Raw genomic sequence first — 18,007 nt, forward strand, 5'->3', positions numbered from 1 at the left:
ACACGCGGGCAGAGGCTTCGCAACACTGTCCCAGCCAATCGATTCTGCATGACCGAACCCGAAGCAACTGACGTTTTCGAGCCGAAGAAAGTGCTCGCCCAATTGCCGCATCTGCCTGGCGTGTATCGCTATTACGATACGCAGGGCGCGGTGCTTTATGTGGGCAAGGCGCGCGACCTCAAGAAGCGCGTCTCGAGCTACTTCACGAAGACGCAACTGTCCCCGCGTATCGCGATGATGGTGACGCGCATTGCGCGCATCGAGACGACCGTCACGCGCTCCGAGGCTGAGGCGCTGCTGCTCGAAAACAATCTGATCAAGGCGCTGGCGCCGCGTTACAACATCCTGTTTCGCGACGACAAGTCCTATCCCTATCTCAAACTGACCGGCCACAAATTTCCGCGCATGGCGTATTACCGCGGCTCGGTGGATCGCAAGAATCAGTATTTCGGACCGTTTCCGAGCGCGTGGGCGGTGCGCGAGAGCATCCAGATCCTGCAGCGCGTGTTCCAGTTGCGCACGTGTGAAGATTCCGTGTTCAACAACCGCACACGGCCCTGCCTGCTGCATCAGATCGGCCGCTGCACGGCGCCTTGCGTCGGAGCCATCAGCGAAGAGGATTACGCGCGCGACGTTGCCAATGCGTCGCGCTTTCTGCTCGGCCGGCAAGGTGAGGTGATGAACGAGCTCGAGCAGAAAATGCATGCGTTCGCGAGCGAACTGAAGTTCGAGCAGGCCGCGGCGGTGCGTAATCAGATGAGTTCGTTGTCGACGGTGCTGCATCAGCAGGCGATCGAAGTGGGTGGCGACAGCGACGTGGATATTCTCGCGGTCGTGGCGCTCGGCGGACGCGTGTGCGTGAATCTGGCGATGGTGCGAGGCGGGCGGCATCTGGGCGACAAGGCGTATTTCCCGGCGCATGTGGAAAGCGCCCTGACGATCGGCGAGGGTGGACTCGAAGAAGGCGGCGACGATGCGTTGCTGACCGACATCGCGGCTGGCGACGGCTCGGTGCTGAACGAGGGCGGCAACAGGGCAAACGCAGCGTCCGAAGCAGACGATGCGCTCGCGATTGCTGGGGAGATGCCGTCCGAAGAAGCCGATGACGAGGAAGACGAAGACGCTGCGCCCGACGTACAGACGGATGAGGCGGCCGAGTCCGGGTCGGAATCCGGATCTCCAGCGCCGCGCAAAGGCCGTGCAACTGCCGGCGGCATCGAATCTGAAGTGCTGGAGGCGTTCATCGCGCAGCACTACATCGGCAACCGCGTACCGCCGGTGCTCGTGGTCAGCCACGCGCCGGCCACGCGCGAACTGGTCGACGTGCTGATCGAGCAGGCCGGCCACAAGGTGACGGTATTGCGCCAGCCGCAAGGTCAACGGCGCGCGTGGCTCGCGATGGCCGAGCAGAACGCACGGCTCGCACTCGCGCGCCTGCTTTCGGAACAAGGCTCGCAGCAGGCTCGCACGCGCGCGCTCACCGATACGCTTGGCATGGAGTGCGACGATCTCGCGCATCTGCGCATCGAGTGCTTCGACATCAGCCATACGATGGGCGAGGCGACGCAGGCGTCGTGCGTGGTGTATCACCATCACAAGATGCAGTCGTCCGAGTACCGCCGCTACAACATCACCGGCATCACCCCGGGCGACGACTACGCGGCGATGCGCCAGGTGCTGATGCGCCGATACGAGAAGATGGTGGCGCAAGCGGCCGCGAACGCGGCGGATGAAGCCGCCGAATTGCAAACCGACGCGGCCGTGGACCCGTCGCTCGCAGCGGATGCCGCGGAACCGGCTGCGGCTGGCGGCATCCTGCCGACCATCGTGTTGATCGACGGCGGTAAGGGGCAGGTCGAAATCGCACGGCAGGTGTTCACCGAACTGGGTCTCGATACCGGCATGCTGGTCGGTGTCGCGAAGGGCGAGGGGCGCAAGGTGGGGCTGGAAACCCTGATTTTCGCGGATGGCCGCGCTCCGCTCGAACTCGGCAAGGAAAGCGCCGCGCTCATGCTGGTCGCGCAAATCCGCGACGAGGCGCACCGTTTCGCCATTACCGGCATGCGTGCAAAGCGCGGCAAGACACGCCAGACCTCACGGCTCGAAGAACTCGAAGGGGTGGGCGCGAAGCGGCGTCAGCGGTTATTGGCGCGTTTCGGTGGGCTGCGTGGGGTGGTTGCGGCAAGCGTCGAGGATCTGGCGAGCGTCGAAGGAATTTCGCAGGCGCTGGCCGAGCAGATCTACCGGCAATTGCACTAATTACACCGGTCGCGGCACGCCGGGCAGCGCCCGGATGCTGCAGCGAGCGGTCGATAAATAACGCAAAAGCGGTCGGTAAGCAGATGCCAGGCGGCTGATAAGCGGTGCCCCGGCGTTGCGCGCGCCAGGCTCCGCGCGCCGCTTTGCTTGTGGCAGGCCTTGCGACACGGCACAATTGCATCTCCCTTGTCAGACGCTGCGCCTGCCCATGCCGTTTAATTTTCCGATTTTCCTGACTTGGCTGCGGATCGTTCTGATTCCGCTCGTCGTCGGTGTGTTTTATTTGCCTGACATGATGATGAGCCCGGCACACCGCAATCTGGCGGCCGCGACGATCTTCATTCTGGCGGCGCTCACCGACTGGTTCGACGGCTTCCTGGCCCGTAAGTGGAACCAGACTTCGGCGTTCGGCGCGTTCCTCGATCCGGTTGCCGATAAGCTGATGGTGACGGCTGCGTTGCTGGTGCTGGTGCAACTCGCGCGGATCGATTCGGCAATCGCACTGGTGATCGTCGGGCGCGAGATCGCTATCTCGGCGCTGCGCGAGTGGATGGCGCAGATCGGTGCGTCGAAGAGCGTTGCGGTGAATTCGCTCGGCAAGTTCAAGACCGTGTGCCAGATGGTCGCGATTCCGATGCTGCTGTTCTACGGGCCGTTGCCGTTCGGCGGCGGTGTGTCCGTCGATACGCGCGTGTGGGGTTTGTGGCTGATCTATCTGGCTGCGTTCCTGACGATCTGGTCGATGCTCTACTACATGAAACTTGCATGGCCGCAGATCCGCGAACGGGGCGGCGTGGCCTGATTGTGTCTGAGCGGAGATCGAGCGAGACGCAGCGCGCGGAAGGCGCGCGCTTGTTCGAACGTCGCGCTAGCGTGAGTGAAATCTTTTCAGTTAAAGACATACGCAAAAGGGGTTGACACGTTTCAGTCGTTTCTCCATAATCTCGTTTCTCCGATGCACGCAGTTCGAAACGTCGCAGGTAGTAACGGAGACAGTAAGCGTGTAGTTGCAGTAACAAGGCAGCAGTTAGTAGGGCAAAAGCAGCACAATGCGGGAGTAGCTCAGTTGGTAGAGCGCAACCTTGCCAAGGTTGAGGTCGCGAGTTCGAGCCTCGTCTCCCGCTCCAATTTTTGAAGCAGCGCGTTGTTTGGCGAAGTAAAAGTGCAAGGCGTTGTGAAGTAGGGCAATGCGGGAGTAGCTCAGTTGGTAGAGCGCAACCTTGCCAAGGTTGAGGTCGCGAGTTCGAGCCTCGTCTCCCGCTCCAATCATTAGGGGAAGCAGTGCTTCCCTTTTTGTTTGATGGGCCGGTTCTTTTGGTGGCTCACCAGACAGATCTGAGAATCTGCAGCTAGATTCCAGTCCGCTTGCGGCGCGATAGCAAAGCGGTTATGCAGCGGCCTGCAAAGCCGTTTAGGCCGGTTCGACTCCGGCTCGCGCCTCCAGTAGTTGATGTAAAGAAAAGCCCCGACTTGTCGGGGCTTTTCTTTTTTCGGCGTCGTGTTATCTCGTACTTGGTGGCCCTGCTCCCGGGCGATATGCAACCGCGTCCGGCAGTGTGCTTCGCTCTGCGCAACGTTATAGTTCGCAGACTCCCCCTCGCATCGACATCATGCGCATCCCGGATACCGAACGCCGCTCCTTCTATCTACGCCTGATTTACGCGCTGTGCACAGTCGATTGAATTGCGCCCGTCCACTTGAGGTTGCATGTACCTACAACTCACCGGCACCAACGTCCGTTTGCTCGGCTCAATGCATCTGTTCCCTGCGACGAGTCGCAGAACGCCGCCATGGATTGCTGAAGCATATGACTGGGCCGAATCGCTGGTCTTCGAATCGGATCCGCCGACGATTCTGCCGTTTCTGAAGGCTCCCCCGCAGGGTGGTGCCGATCAACTGCAGCCGTTGCTATCCGCCGACGCCTGGAATCAGCTACAGGCCGTGTGGCCCGCGCAAGGGCCGTTGGCGCCGCTCGCCGAGTTGCGTCCATGGGCCACGCTGATCGTCGCGCCGACGCTGTTCCAGCAGGTCGTCGAAGGTGTCGAGCCGCGCATGCTGCGCTCGGCACTGGCGCAAGCCAAGCCGTACGAGTATCTCGAGACCGCACAGGAGGTTGCGGCATCGCTCGAGTCGATTCCGCTCGAAGCAGTCGGTGCCGCGCTTGGCATGCTGATGTCCGATCTCGACGAACCGCAGCGCACGCTCGAGCGGATGTACACCGCGTGGTTACACGGCGATTTGCAGGCCGTGCACCAGATCGCCGTCGAGTCGCCAATGTTCAACTTGCCCGGCATCCGCAGCGCCATTCTCGATGCGCGCAATCGCGCGTGGGCGGCGCGAGTGAAGGAATTGGCCGGACGGCCAGAGCGAATCTTGGTGGTGGTGGGCGCGCTGCATCTGTGCGGGCCCGGTAACCTGATCGAATGTCTCGCACAGCCGGTCGAGCCGGTTTTCGTCAGCAGCTAGAGGGCTTTGCCGACGAGATAGCCTTGGAGCGCCACGCGCGGCATAATTCTCCTTTGCCGCCGCCCGTTAAGGCGCGCTTCCCTTGAAGATTTCCATGACTGAACCGCAGCACACCGCCGCCACGCGACTGGCGCAACTCGAATGGCGCTGGAAAACGTTCGACGACCTCACGAACGCGGAAGTCTATGCGATGCTGGCCGCCCGCAGCGCCGTGTTCGTCGTCGAGCAGAACTGCGTGTATGGCGACATCGACGGGCTCGATTCAGCCGCATGGCATCTGTTCGCGTTCGGTCCCGGTGATACATCCAGCACCAAAAAAAAGCCGCTAGCGGGCTATCTGCGCGTGTTGCTGCCGGATGCCGACGACACCGATATCCGCATCGGCCGCGTTCTGACCACCGCGGAATTCCGCGGCATTGGCCTCGGCAACGCGATGCTCGAACGCTCGCTCGCGCATATCCGGGCACAGTGGCCCGGTACACCGATCCGCTTGCATGCGCAGGCTCATCTGCAAGGCTTCTACGGCGCATTCGGCTTTACGCCGGTGTCGGAGATTCACGACGAGGACGGCATCCCGCATGTGTGGATGCGCTCGGCCTAACTCAGTCAGATGGCAACAGGAATGACAACCTGATCCAGCGCGTGCGCGCCGACCGGCTGCAAGCGCCGCGGCTTCTTCAACAGATTCGGAATCTCAGCGGCGGCCGCTCGCCGGCGCTGTTGCAGCTTGCGTCAGGCCTTGCGCCGTCTTTACGCGCCGCTCGCCGCGCAGGCGCCCGCGCGCCGACAGCCGCATCCAGTGACGCAACGCCACCAGCGCGCCGATCACGCTCATCATCGAGCCGGGAATCCACAGCAATAATCCGCCGATCTGCTGGTCGCGCATCGGGCTTAGCCACGTAAAGGCGCGCCCGCAGATCGAGTAGATCGGGTAAAGCTCGCGCGGCGTAAAGAAGATAAATGCGCCGAGCATGATCTGCGGCGGAATCGCGGCAATCACAACCAGCACGCGCTTGCCGGGCGACAAACGCGCCGGCGGCGCGGGCCGCGGATCGAGTACGAGCCACCAGAACAGCAGGCCGTCGATTACCATGCTCCAGTTCATCACGCGATAGAGCCGCCAGTCGAGCATCGCCACGAAATGGATCGGCGACATCAGCCAGAAATAGATCAGCCCGACGAACAACGTGACCGCAACCACCGGATGCATCACCACGTCGAGAAGCTTGCGTACTAACGGAGCCTCCAGCGCGGGCCGCACGAAGCGCTGCCGCCATCTGAATGGAATGCCCGCGCGCAACGCGGCGCCCGGATACGAGAGCGCGATAAAGAACGGCCCGAGGTGATGCAGCACCAGATGCTGCAAGCGATGCATGAAGAACTCATGCTCGAAGAAATAATCGAGCCGCGTATGCAGCGCGACATACAACGCGACCAGCCCGAACCAGAAGGAAATGCGCCGGCGAATCGACAGCTTCGCCCTGTGCGCGCCGCGCACGAAAAGGATCGCCGGCACCAGCAAGGCGATCACGACAGTCGGCGAGAACTCCCAGGGGTCGAGCCAGTAGAGCAGATTCATCGCGGCGTGTTACTTGGTCTGGGCGGGTGACTTGACGGCGAACGGCGTATCGAGCGTTTCGCCGTCGGAGAACTTCAGCGTCAGATGCACGGTGTCGCCCGGCGCGATCTTGTGCTTCGCGTCTTCGAGCATCACGTGATAGCCGCCCGGCGCAATTGCCACCTGGCCGTGCGCGGGCACCGTCAGCTTGTCGACCATCACCATCTTCTGCGTCGAGCCGTTCGACACGGTTTGATGCAGCATCGCGTCGCCGTAGTCGTTGCTGGAAATATCGACGAGGTCGACCGGCTTATCGCTCGCGTTCACCAGCGTCGCATAGCCGGCGGCAGGGAGGTTGTTCGGCAGCCAGCGCACCCACGCGTCCTTGACGCTGATCGCGTTAGCGCCAGCGGCAAACGCGGCCGACGTGAAACCGCATGAGAGGGCGAGGGTGCAGCTCAGTGCGGCGAACGTTTTGAACTTGATCGACATGAATGAACTCGGGAAAGGTCAGGAACGGTCATCAATGATACGGCGCAGATCTTGTGCGATCGCATCGGGAGTATCGTGATCGGTGGCGAGCAGGCGTGCATGGCCCTGTTGATCGAACACGTAGACGGCCGAGCTATGGGTGACCTCATAGTTGCCGTTGGGGTCGCGCTTTTCCATCTGATAGGCGACCCGGTAACGTTTGGCGAGTGATTCGATCTGCCAGGCGGTGCCTGTCAGGCCCTCGGCGTGTCGCGAGTCGAAGGCGCCCACGTAGTCATGCAAGGCTTTGGGCGTGTCGCGCGCCGGATCGACGGTAATGAACAGGATGCGCACCTTTTGCGCGTCCGGGCCGAGTTTGCCGAGAACCTGCATGAGGCGGCCCATCGTCTCGGGGCAGACATCCGGACAATGCGTATAGCCAAAGTAGACCAGCGAGGTGCGGCCTTTGAACGAATCGCCGGTTACGGGGCGGCCGTCGTCGCCGGTCAGTGTGAAATCGAGATCCGGCAAATGGCCGGTCACGTTGGTCAACTGGAACGGTTCGTCGGGATGCGTGCAGCCGCTCATTGCACCGAGCGCGCCCACCATCACGGTTAGCGTGGCCAGGCGCCTAAGCCAGGGCCGGCGGGGCGTGACGAGATTCGGCTGGCGGCGGGACGAGATAATGGGGAACAAAGCAGGGTTCAATTACTCGATTGAAGAGCGGCGCGTGAATGGACGCAGCGTGATTCGTGCACGGCGCGCGGCCCGTCATAGTGTGCAAATATGGTCGTCACTGCAATGGTCTGCGTGGCTGCGACTGTATCGCAAAATCTCCGACGACGTCGCGCAGCGCCCGCAGGCGCGTGCTTTGCGAGGCAATTTGACGCAGGCGGGTGAAAGCTGGTTGAAGCCGGATTGTTCTCTTTTTGAACGCAATCGTGAGCCGCATTGGCCGTACCGCCCGGCCACGCTTAGGTCCCAGCTTACTTTCTCGAAAAATTGACGGATGCGCGGTAAGATGCGCACACTTTTCCGGCCGCAGAAGGCCGAAAGGCAAAATTAACCGATGCAAGCACTTCCGGCTGTCCTGTCTCCAGGTGAGACGGCATTTTTCTTCGACTTCGACGGCACGCTCGTCGAACTCGCGCCCACGCCGGACGGCGTGCTGGTGCAACCGCGCGTGATCGGTTTGCTGACCGAATTGCGCAATCTCACGAATGGCGCCGTCGCGATCGTGTCGGGCCGCGGCATTGACAGCATCGACAGTTTTCTCGGCATGCCCGATCTGCCGATTGCCGGTTTGCATGGCGCCGAACGGCGCGACGCGAACGGCGACACGCAGCGCATCGGTTTTCACGACGAGCGGCTCTTGCGCATGGAGCAGGTGCTCGCCCAAGTCGTCAACGAGCACCCCGGCATGCTGCTCGAGATCAAAGGCGCGGCGCTGGCGCTGCATTACCGTAACGCACCTGAGCGCGAGGCGGTCGCGCGCGAGGCGACGGAGCGGCTGGTGGCCGATTATCCTGGCGCGTATGTGTTGCAGCCGGGCAAGATGGTCTACGAAATCAAGCCGAAGGATGTCGACAAGGGCCGCGCAATGCGCGCGTTCCTGGATGAACCGCCGTTCGTCGGCCGCACCCCCGTGTTTGCCGGCGACGACCTGACCGACGAGAAAGGCTTTGCCGTCGTCAACGAGCGCGGTGGGCTGTCGATCAAGGTGGGCGCGGGCGACACGATGGCGCATGCGCGCGCCGGGTCGGTCACGGCGCTGCTCGACTGGCTGGAATCGATTGTCGCGGCCGCGCGCGGAGCGTGATGGTGACACCGCATCGCTTAACGACTATGACTTACTGCATCGGGAATCGCGCTTCATGAGCCGACTGATCATCGTATCGAACCGGGTCGCACCGATCTCGGAGGGTGGCCCGGCGGCGGGCGGCCTCGCAGTCGGCGTCTACGACGCATTGAAGGAAACCGGCGGCATGTGGTTCGGCTGGAGCGGCGACGTGCTCAGCTCCGGCCAGCCGCAGATCAAGGTGGAAGAGCGCGGGCCGGTGACGTTCGCGACCATCGCGTTGATGCGCCGCGACTACGACCAGTACTACCGCGGCTTCTCGAACGCCACACTGTGGCCTGCGTTCCACTATCGCGCCGATCTGCTGCAATACGACCGCCACGACTTCGGCGGTTATTGCCGCGTCAATGCGTGGCTCGCCCAGCAACTCGTGCCGCTCTTGCGTGAAGACGACGTGATCTGGGTTCACGACTATCACCTGATTCCATTCGCCCAGGCATTGCGGGCGGCCGGCGTGAAAAATCGCATCGGTTTCTTTTTGCATATCCCGTTTCCGGCCTCGCAGGTGTTGCTGGCGGTGCCGCCTCATCGCGAACTGGTCGAAGCGCTCTGTTCGTTCGATTTGCTCGGTTTCCAGACCGCGCCTGATTTGCGGGCGTTCTGCGACTACATCGTCAACGAGGCGAACGGCACGGTCGACGTATCGGCCAGCGGTCCGCTGACGGTCCATGCGTTTGGCCGGACTCTGCGTGCGGCCGCTTACCCGATCGGCGTCTATCCGGACGAAATCGCCGAACTGGCGAAAGCGGGTGAGCGGGGCAAGCCGGTGCGCACGATGAAGGCCACGCTGCATTCCCGCAAGCTGATCATGAGCGTGGACCGGCTGGATTATTCGAAGGGGCTGGTCGAGCGCTTCCGTGCGTTCGAGCGGCTGCTCGAACATTCCACCGCACAACGCAACAAGGTGTCGTTCCTGCAAATTGCACCGCCCACGCGTGCCGACATGCACGCGTATCAGGACATTCGTCTGCAACTCGAAGGGGAGTCAGGGCGCATCAATGGCCGTTTTGCCGAACTCGACTGGACGCCGATCCTGTACATCCATAAGCAGTACGAGCGCTCGGTGCTGGCCGCGCTGTTTCGTACGGCGCATGTCGGCTACGTCACGCCGCTGCGTGACGGCATGAATCTCGTCGCGAAGGAATATGTGTCGGCGCAGGACCCGGAGAATCCCGGCGTGCTCGTGCTGTCACGTTTTGCCGGCGCGGCGCAGGAACTGGGCGGCGCGTTGATCGTGAATCCGGTCGATATCGACGGCATGGCCGAGGCGCTCGCGAGCGCGCTGGCGATGCCGCTTGCGGAGCGCCAGGCGCGTCATCGCGACATGATGGCGCAACTGCGCGAGAACAACGTGTCGGTGTGGCGCGATAACTTCATGCGCGATCTTCAGAGGGCACAGGGTGCGAAGAGCCCGCGAACCGTGAAGGTGCGGGCCGGGTCGGGTAAGCGGGCTGTGCGTGAGACCAGCGTCGGATAGGTGGCGATCAGGCCGGATCAGCGCGGATGTTCATTCGCAGGGGGAAACAAAAAAGCCGCTTCCGAGCGGCTTTTTTGTGGGCTACCGGCCTGGCGGAGGAGCGGGCCGGGCATTGGTCAGACCACGTGCTGCTCGTCCACCTTCTTGCCGCCGACATGCAGCGTCGCGCCCTTGCCATACTGCTTCGAGAGCAGATCGCGATACAGGCCGGGTCGCAGACGCAACTCTTCCGGACTGCCGTCGTCGATGACCTTGCCCTGGCTCATCACGATGATCCGGTCGAAGTTGTTCAGCGTCGACAGCCGGTGCGCAATCGCGATCACCGTGCGGCCCACCATCAGCCGGTCGAGCGCCTTCTGGATCGCCTCTTCCGATGCACTGTCTAGCGCCGAGGTGGCTTCGTCGAGCAGAAGGATCGGCGCATTCTTCAGAATCGCGCGCGCAATCGCGATGCGCTGGCGTTGTCCGCCGGACAGTTTGACGCCGCGGTCGCCGACGATCGTGTCGAATCCCTCCGGCATGGCGTCGATGAAATCGCTGCAGCGGGCTTCACGCGCGGCGGCGATCACTTCCTCACGGCTCGCGTCCGGGCGGCCATAAGCAATGTTCTCGTACACCGTGCGGTGGAACAGCGAGATATCCTGCGGTACCAGCGCGATTGCATGGCGCAGGCTGTCCTGGGTGATGGTGGCGATGTCCTGGCCGTCGATCTTGATGGCGCCGCCCTGCGTCTCGTAGAAGCGTTGTAGCAGCGCCAGCACGGTGGATTTGCCCGCGCCCGACTTGCCGATCAGGCCAACCCGCTGGCCCGGCTCGATATGCAGATCGAAGTGATCGAGAATCGGTCGGCGGCGCGGATAGGCAAACGTCACGCTTTCGAAATCGACCCGGCCGCCTTGCGGCACGAGTTCGGTAGCGCCGTCGCGGTCCGGCATGCCGTGTGGCTCGAGCAGGGTGCGCACGGCTTCCGCGAGCCGCGCGACGTGCTGGGTGACGTCGACCAGCGCCACGGCCAGGTCGCGCGTGCCGTGCAGGATCGTGAAACCGAGCGAGCTGACCAGCACGATGTCGCCGGAGGTCGCCTTGCCTTGATCCCACAGCCACAGCGCCCAGCCCAGCAAACCGGCGGAGAGCAGGGCGGTGATCACCGCATGCAGCAGGCGCAGCTTTTCCAGATAAAGCAGGCTCTGCTGGCGGGCTTCCATTTCCGCCTTGACGGTCGCGCCGAAACGCTGCTGCTCGCGAAACGTCATGCCGAAGGCGCGCACGAGGCCCATGTTGCTGATGACGTCGACCAGCTCACCGTCCACCGACGCTGCCTTGGTGGCGAAATGATGATGCCGCGCCGAGCCGCGCCCGGCCAGCTTGTAAAGCACGACCGACAGGATGGCCGAGCACAGCATCAGGCCGCCCGCCATCAGCGGATTCACCGCGATGATCATGACGATCGCGCCGAGCACCGCGATACACGGGGGCAACACGTTCCAGGCGGTGGTGTTTTCGGCGGTGTAGACCGCGTTCGACGTTGCCGTGATGCGGCTCGCCAGCATACCGGGCTGCTTTTCCGAGTAGTAGGTCGGCGAGTGGCCGCTCAGGTACTGGAACAGGTCGCGCCGCAAGTCGCCGGTCACGGCCACGAAGGTGTGCGCGGCAACCCAGCCGCCGACCCGCCACAGCAGGTTGTCGGCGGCAATCAGGCCGACCAGGATGGCAAACGCGCCCCACAGCGGACCGGGGTGATGGCGGCCTTCGCCGAGCACGTCGATCAGATGCTTGATCGCGTACTGCGAAGCGAGCGCACAGCCCACGGCCGCAAACACGCTGCACAGGACGATCGCGTGCGCGAGCGGATGGCGGCGAATAAAGCGGAAAAGAAACGCAAGCGGCCTGTGCGCATAGCTCGCGAGCTTTGCGTTCTGGGCATTACGCTGGGCGATGGTTAAATGTTCCAATTGATCGTGAGGTCGGTGTGTTTCAGGTTGTTCATGCAAGGCATGGGCCACAGCCAAAGCGTTTGCCGCGAAGCCGATGCTTCGCATTGTAAACATGCAAAAGCGATTGCGCCCTGTGTATCCGGGCGATGGCGCGACTGATTTCGCGATAGACGACCGCGACCTACTGTTGCTCGACCCGCCAATGGAGCGGCGGTTCACACAGGCTGCGGAAAATTTCGAGATATAATTACAAATTGCATTCAACTGCGGTGCGGCATTCCTTCAATGTCTGCCGGCAAAGTTGACACAGGCGCTCAACGCCGCCGCCGTCGGGTCAGCGTCGCAAGCCAGTTGCTACTGTAGAACTGTCTTATAAAACAAGGGTTTGTAAAGTGTTTCGCCTTTGTAACAACGTAAAGACTTTGAAATGTTGTGGTGCAGCGAGGCGGCCGGCACCGATAATGCATGCTCTGTTGGCCCACCGAAATTTCTAACAGTTTGTCAACGTACGTGCCCTGTATGCGTTGTTTACCGGCACATGCGCAGACAGCGAACTGTTGATCTGGGCTCATTACCCAAGCGATCCATCGCAGGATTTCTCGAAAGAATCAGGCCCGCGCCGGCATATCCGGCCAGACTGCCCTGGCGAGCAAGCGAGTCGCTTTTACCAAACGCAGCACTTTTGCCTGATTTTTTACGAGGAGTTCTTCATTATGCGAATCGCTCAAATCGCTCCCTTGCACGAGGCGGTTCCTCCCAAGCTTTACGGCGGTACGGAACGCGTAGTGTCCTACCTGACCGAAGCGCTGGTGGAACAGGGCCATGACGTCACGCTTTTCGCAAGCGGCGATTCGCAAACCTCGGCGAAACTCGAAGCTTTCTGGCCGCAGGCGTTGCGCCTCGACCCGACCATCCGCGACGTGATGGCGCCGCACATGTTGCTGCTCGAAGAAGTGCGCCGCCGTGCGGACGAATTCGACGTGCTGCATTTTCACATCGATTACTACCCGTTCTCGCTGTTCGCCCGTCAGCCGGTGCCGTTTCTGACCACGCTGCACGGCCGTCTTGACTTGCCGGAACTGCAGCCGATTTTCAACACGTTCAGCGACGTGCCGGTGGTGTCGATTTCGGATAACCAGCGCATCCCGCTGCAACAAGCGAACTGGCTGCAAACCGTTTATCACGGTCTGCCGGAAAACGTGCTCACGCCGATCAAGGACGTGGAGCCCGGCTACCTCGCATTCCTTGGCCGCGTCTCGCCGGAGAAGGGTCTTGACCGTGCGATCCGCATCGCCGGCCAGGCAGGCATGAAGCTCAAGGTCGCCGCCAAGATCGACAAGGCCGATCGTGCCTATTACGAAGAAGTGATCAAGCCGCTGATGGCGCTCCCGCACGTCGAATACATCGGCGAAATCGGCGAAGCCGAAAAGCGTGAATTCCTCGGCAACGCGCACGCACTGGTGTTCCCGATCGATTGGCCGGAGCCCTTCGGTCTGGTGATGATCGAAGCAATGGCTTGCGGCACGCCGGTGATCGCGTTCAATCGCGGTTCGGTGCCGGAAGTGATCGAAAACGGCGTGTCGGGTTTCGTCGTCGAAGACGAAATCAGCGCGGTCGCCGCGCTGAAGCGTCTGCACACGCTGCCGCGCGCCAAGGTGCGCGCCGCATTTGAAGCGCGCTTCTCGTCGAAAGTGATGGCGCAGAACTACGTCGCCGCGTACGAAGAGTTGCTGCGTCGGAAGCATCGCACGGTGCTGCGCGAAGTCAACGCCAGCTAACGCGCGGTAATCGTAGTAAACGCAGTCAAGCCGGCTTGCCGGGGAGGTTTCGGCCAGGTGCGCCCGGCTAGGCGCCCCCAGCTAGGCGCCCCCAGCTAGGCGCCCCCAGCGATTTACCGGTCCGGCTGTGGCCCAGCAACGCCCCACGTGCACCTTGCCCGCGGGGCGTTGTTGCATATGCGCCGCGTTTTTGCCTGTGTGCGCTAGAAAGTGCGGGTTTGAGACCGGCAAGAATGAGCCAGTCTCCGTAATATCCCTATAATGGCCGTGCCGCAAATTTGGCTGCGGCGCCGCCGACGACAGGAGGATGCCTTGGCGAGAACGAAAGAGACGCGTGCGAACGCGGCGCCCGGCGCCGGAATGATTTTCGCGCTGCGCGCCATCGGTCTCGTGCTCCTTGCTCGCTGGCTTTTTTCGATGTCGCAGATGGACCTGGGCGCGTCGCTGTCGGCAATGGTGTCCTCGCCGTGGGCGTGCATCAACCTCGTCTTCCTGTTCCTGCTGATCTTCCTGCCGGGCGCGCGCGCCGTGGCCGAGCGTCCGCTCCATCCGCTGCCGCAATGGCTGCGGCAGGCGCTGCGTGTGTTTGCTTTCCTTGGATTCCTGTTTGCGGCCTGGTCGGTCGGCGCGTTTGCCACGAGCGCCGGTTGGCGTCGTGCGGTGCAGGCGGTGGCGGCCACCAACGGCTGGCTGGTCGCAGCGCCGGCGCTGTACGCGGCGGTGATGTGGATTTGCCGGCCGCGTGCGCTATGGCGAACCAATATCGCCGCGCGTCGCTTTGCGATCGGCCGCTATGCGGTTGCGCTCGATCCGGCTACGCGCACGGTGGTCGTTTGGGCCGAGCGTCGCAAGGTGGGGCAGTACGACGCGCGTGAATTATCCGTGCGATGGGCGGCGGTTCCCGGCGCGAACACACCGCCGACACCCACTCCTGTCGTGGCGTTTGGTGTCGCCGGTGAATCGTCCGGCCCCGTGGCCCAGGCCGGCGCGCCTGCGCTGGCTCGCAGCACCTTTGGCCGGCGTCCAAAAATCGAATTGCTGTGGGATTCGCCGGCTGCGGCGGGCCACAATCGGCAAACCGTATTCCGCACGGCGTTGACGACCGAGGGCGACCGGGTCGCCGCGCGCGCGCTCGACACCTCGTTGCGGCAAGTCTGAATCTGTCGCTTCGTACCGTAGGCTACGCCCCACGGTCGAAGCAGGCGTCGTAAAGTACGGGGTAGCTGACAATAAGACGTGTCACCCGCATGCAAGCCGGCGTTTCAGCGGTGGGTGAGACATACATCGATCGTATTGCGTCGTTTCCAGGAGTCACCATGCTGGTTCGCTGGTTGCTTGCCGCCGTTCATCTGCTCGCTTATGGTTTTGCCCTCGCGTCGATTCTCCGGCGCACCTGGTCATTACGACGAGCCAGCGTGCCCGCTGCTTTGCGCTCCGTATTTCGCTCCGATGCCCGGTGGGGTCTTTCTGCATTGGTGCTGGTTGTCACCGGTCTGATGCGCGCCTTCGGTGGTTTTGAAAAGGGCGCCGACTACTACCTTCATGAGCCGCTCTTTCACGTCAAGATGACGCTGCTCGTGCTGATTCTTATCCTCGAAGTCCCGACGATGCTCGGCTTGATACGGTGGCGTGCCGCGATCAGAAATGGCGCTCCGCCCGATTTGAAGAAAGCGCGTACGTATGCGCGTTTCAGCGTGATCCAGACCGTGCTGCTCGTGTTGATGGTGTTCGCGGCTAGCGGCATGGCGCGCGGTATCGGGCTGCCCGCAGGCGTGGTTTAGTCGCGCGACGAGGTGCTTTGTGAAGGCGTGCGTCACGCCAGCGGAAAACGCCGGTAACCGGCGGCTTCCGCATGACGCTCCGCATACTTCCCGGCAATTTACTTCTCGACTAGCAAGCTCGAATCATCCGGCAGATTCGCCTTTGCGTTATCGGTCTTGCGCGTGACCTCTGAATCGCCCAGGCCCTTGATCAATTCCAGCGCCTGACGTTCAAACAGCCGCCTGTAAAGGCCGTTTTCGAGTCTGATCAAGGCATCGTGGCTGCCTTCCTCGATCACCTTGCCCTTGTCCAGCACCAGCAGCCTGTCCAGCGCACGCACCGTGGAAAGGCGGTGCGCCACCACCAGCGTAGTGCGGCCCGTCATCAGCCGCTCCATGGCTTGCTGGATCAGCACTTCGCTTTCGCTGTCGAGGCTCGAGGTCGCTTCGTCCAGAATCAGGATCGGCGCGTCCGCAAGAAACGCCCGTGCGATCGCCACGCGCTGACGTTCGCCGCCGGAGAGCTTGATGCCGCGTTCACCCACCAGCGTGTCGTAACCTTGAGGCAGCGTCGCGATAAAGTCGTGCGCGCTCGCGAGCCTCGCAGCTCGTTCGATCTCGGCGCGGCTCGCGCCGGGTCGTGCATAGGCGATGTTCTCCGCCAGCGAGCGGTGAAACAGTACCGGCTCCTGCTGAACGATCGCGATCTGGCTGCGCAACGACGCCTGCCGCACCCGGGCAATGTCCTGGCCATCGATCGTGATCCGGCCTTCCGAAATGTCGTACAGCCGCTGGATCAGCTTGATGAAGGTCGTCTTCCCGGAGCCCGAGTGCCCGACCAGTCCGACGCGTTCCCCCGGCGCGATGCGTACCGAGAAATTCTCGTAGAGCGGCGTGGCTTTCGCACCGTAGTGGAAGGTGACGTGCTCGAAGCGGATTTCGCCTTTGCCGATCGCGATCGGACCCGCGCCGGGCCGATCTTCGATGCCCAGTGGCTGGCTCTCCAGTTGCACCAGTTCTTCCATGTCGTTGACCGAGCGCTGCAGGTTACGGATGTGCATGCCCACGTCGCGCAGATAGCCCTGCAGCATGAAGAACATTGTCAACGCGAACGTGATGTCGCCGACACTCGCTTCGCCGCGCATCCACAACAGCAGCGCGGCGCCGAGAATGGCGGCCTGGATCGCGACCAGCATGCCGCCTTGCAAGCCGCCGTTGATCGTGCCGCGAATCCATGTACGGCGCGTGCGGTGACGCCACTTGACGATCACGCGGTCGAGCAGGGCTTCTTCGCGCTCTTCGGCGCCGAACGCTTTCACCACGCCGTTGCAGCTGACTGCGTCGGCGAGGGCGCCGCCCATACGGGTGTCCCATGCGTTAGCGAGACGCGCGGCGGGCGCGACGAATCCGAGCGACACGATCACGGTGACCGCGATATACAGCGCGGACCCGACACCCACGACCGCGCCCATCATCGGCCAGCGCCAGCCGAGCAGCACCGTTGAGCCGACCAACATGACCACCGACGGCAACAGCGCGACCAGCAGCGTGTCGTTGAGCAGATCGAGCGCCCACATGCCGCGCGTGATCTTGCGCACCGTGGATCCGGCGAAGCTGTTGGCGTGCCAGTCGGTTGAAAAGCGTTGCACGCGATGAAATGCGTTCGACGCGATTTCGCTCATCATCTTCAGCGTCAGCCTGATGAGATTGAAGAACACGCCCTGGCGAAGCAGTTCGGCGCCGAGCCCAAGTGCGCTCAGTACGCAAAAGGCCGTGATCGCCGCGCGCCACGCGAGCGCGTCGCCGGCAGAACCGGACGCGATTGCGTCGACGAGCCGTCCGGCGAACATCGGCGTAAGTACGTCGGCCAATGCCGAGAGCAGCACCAGCGCGGTAATCGCGCAAATGCGCCAAGGCTGTTTGGCCCAGTGACGGAAGGTAAAGCCGAGGACATTCCTGAAGGCGTGTCCACGAAGGTCGAGTTTTTTTCTGGTCATTTGCCACGACTCGGTGACGCGTGAGCGGACCGAGGTTCCAGTCAGAAGCGAAAGGAAGAGACAGTCGAGCGCGCCGGAAAATGTCGATAACGACGCCGGCAATGGGACTACGGACTGTCTGGGATTTTTGCGGACGGCCTGTTCAGGCAGAACCGCGTGAGCGACGACGCGACGGAGTTAAGGTCGCGAAGATGGCCGCGAGGCCATCCCAGGGACGGCGATATGCACTGCGAACATGTGACGCCTCCCTGTAGTCGAAAGAGGTGGAAAAAGTAGATGGGGCGTGTGCCCGAAAACTGACTATATCAGCAGTATTTGGCGGCCGCAATCGTACGAAAGTTCGGTGTTGACTTCGAAGCGAAGCGGTCGCTTGCGCGCGAGAGGGTGTGTGAGGGTACGTGCTGCGTATAAACGTGCGTACACCTGAGCGATCGATCTGCCGCGCGCAT

At 62.4% G+C, this 18,007-nt stretch carries 14 protein-coding genes and 3 tRNA genes; 12 read left to right on the forward strand and 5 right to left on the reverse strand.

Annotation, left to right across the window (positions count from 1 at the left end):
- Nucleotides 1-48 precede the first annotated feature (48 nt).
- The 7 genes from uvrC to HWX91_RS30330 all read left to right on the forward strand — a co-directional run bounded on the left by uvrC (nt 49) and on the right by HWX91_RS30330 (nt 5,326).
- Nucleotides 49-2,259 (forward strand): excinuclease ABC subunit UvrC, encoded by a 2,211-nt coding sequence (gene uvrC / locus HWX91_RS30300; protein WP_028199186.1) that lies wholly within the window; start codon nt 49-51, stop codon nt 2,257-2,259.
- Between the two features lie 208 nt (nt 2,260-2,467).
- On the forward strand, nt 2,468-3,061 hold the full coding sequence (gene pgsA, locus HWX91_RS30305) for a CDP-diacylglycerol--glycerol-3-phosphate 3-phosphatidyltransferase (RefSeq protein WP_028199185.1): 594 nt from the start codon (nt 2,468-2,470) through the stop codon (nt 3,059-3,061).
- A 249-nt stretch (nt 3,062-3,310) separates the two neighbouring features.
- Nucleotides 3,311-3,386, forward strand: a tRNA-Gly gene (locus HWX91_RS30310).
- A 62-nt stretch (nt 3,387-3,448) separates the two neighbouring features.
- Nucleotides 3,449-3,524 (forward strand) — tRNA-Gly (locus tag HWX91_RS30315).
- A gap of 104 nt (nt 3,525-3,628) precedes the next feature.
- Nucleotides 3,629-3,702 (forward strand) — tRNA-Cys (locus HWX91_RS30320).
- 264 nt (nt 3,703-3,966) lie between these two features.
- Entirely contained in the window at nt 3,967-4,725 is a 759-nt protein-coding gene (locus HWX91_RS30325; RefSeq protein WP_028199184.1) for a TraB/GumN family protein, read from the forward strand.
- A gap of 94 nt (nt 4,726-4,819) precedes the next feature.
- Complete coding sequence (locus HWX91_RS30330) at nt 4,820-5,326, forward strand: GNAT family N-acetyltransferase (protein WP_028199183.1); 507 nt, start codon at nt 4,820-4,822, stop codon at nt 5,324-5,326.
- Between the two features lie 93 nt (nt 5,327-5,419).
- Here HWX91_RS30330 and HWX91_RS30335 read toward each other — a convergent pair whose 3' ends face one another.
- The 3 genes from HWX91_RS30335 to HWX91_RS30345 are packed head-to-tail and all read right to left on the reverse strand — an operon-like array spanning nt 5,420 to nt 7,363.
- Nucleotides 5,420-6,304, reverse strand: a complete 885-nt coding sequence (locus HWX91_RS30335; RefSeq protein ID WP_028199182.1) for a cytochrome c oxidase assembly protein — start codon at nt 6,302-6,304, stop codon at nt 5,420-5,422.
- Between the two features lie 9 nt (nt 6,305-6,313).
- Complete coding sequence (locus HWX91_RS30340; protein ID WP_028199181.1) at nt 6,314-6,775, reverse strand: copper chaperone PCu(A)C; 462 nt, start codon at nt 6,773-6,775, stop codon at nt 6,314-6,316.
- An 18-nt stretch (nt 6,776-6,793) separates the two neighbouring features.
- Nucleotides 6,794-7,363 carry an SCO family protein gene (locus HWX91_RS30345; RefSeq protein ID WP_042276424.1) on the reverse strand — a complete coding sequence of 190 codons (570 nt, stop codon included), beginning with the start codon at nt 7,361-7,363 and terminating at the stop codon, nt 6,794-6,796.
- 460 nt (nt 7,364-7,823) lie between these two features.
- On the opposite strand from HWX91_RS30345, the gene otsB reads away from it, so the two are divergent.
- The gene (gene otsB / locus HWX91_RS30350; RefSeq protein ID WP_028199179.1) at nt 7,824-8,573 is read left to right on the forward strand and encodes a trehalose-phosphatase; all 750 of its coding nucleotides are present in this window, start codon (nt 7,824-7,826) and stop codon (nt 8,571-8,573) included.
- Between the two features lie 55 nt (nt 8,574-8,628).
- Nucleotides 8,629-10,089 (forward strand): alpha,alpha-trehalose-phosphate synthase (UDP-forming), encoded by a 1,461-nt coding sequence (gene otsA / locus HWX91_RS30355; RefSeq protein ID WP_028199178.1) that lies wholly within the window; start codon nt 8,629-8,631, stop codon nt 10,087-10,089.
- Between the two features lie 116 nt (nt 10,090-10,205).
- Here otsA and HWX91_RS30360 read toward each other — a convergent pair whose 3' ends face one another.
- On the reverse strand, nt 10,206-12,041 hold the full coding sequence (locus HWX91_RS30360) for an ABC transporter ATP-binding protein (RefSeq protein ID WP_028199177.1): 1,836 nt from the start codon (nt 12,039-12,041) through the stop codon (nt 10,206-10,208).
- 695 nt (nt 12,042-12,736) lie between these two features.
- Here HWX91_RS30360 and HWX91_RS30365 point away from each other — a divergent pair.
- The 3 genes from HWX91_RS30365 to HWX91_RS30375 all read left to right on the forward strand — a co-directional run bounded on the left by HWX91_RS30365 (nt 12,737) and on the right by HWX91_RS30375 (nt 15,582).
- Nucleotides 12,737-13,801 (forward strand): glycosyltransferase family 4 protein, encoded by a 1,065-nt coding sequence (locus tag HWX91_RS30365; RefSeq protein ID WP_028199176.1) that lies wholly within the window; start codon nt 12,737-12,739, stop codon nt 13,799-13,801.
- Between the two features lie 312 nt (nt 13,802-14,113).
- Nucleotides 14,114-14,959 carry a hypothetical protein gene (locus HWX91_RS30370; RefSeq protein WP_028199175.1) on the forward strand — a complete coding sequence of 282 codons (846 nt, stop codon included), beginning with the start codon at nt 14,114-14,116 and terminating at the stop codon, nt 14,957-14,959.
- Nucleotides 14,960-15,117: 158 nt separating this feature from the next.
- Nucleotides 15,118-15,582 (forward strand): DUF2214 family protein, encoded by a 465-nt coding sequence (locus tag HWX91_RS30375; protein WP_028199174.1) that lies wholly within the window; start codon nt 15,118-15,120, stop codon nt 15,580-15,582.
- Between the two features lie 98 nt (nt 15,583-15,680).
- Here HWX91_RS30375 and HWX91_RS30380 read toward each other — a convergent pair whose 3' ends face one another.
- On the reverse strand, nt 15,681-17,558 hold the full coding sequence (locus tag HWX91_RS30380; RefSeq protein ID WP_028199173.1) for an ABC transporter ATP-binding protein: 1,878 nt from the start codon (nt 17,556-17,558) through the stop codon (nt 15,681-15,683).
- Nucleotides 17,559-18,007 lie beyond the last annotated feature (449 nt).

Origin of the sequence: Paraburkholderia fungorum, from assembly GCF_902833645.1 — a bacterium.
In the GTDB taxonomy this organism is placed as follows: domain Bacteria; phylum Pseudomonadota; class Gammaproteobacteria; order Burkholderiales; family Burkholderiaceae; genus Paraburkholderia; species Paraburkholderia fungorum.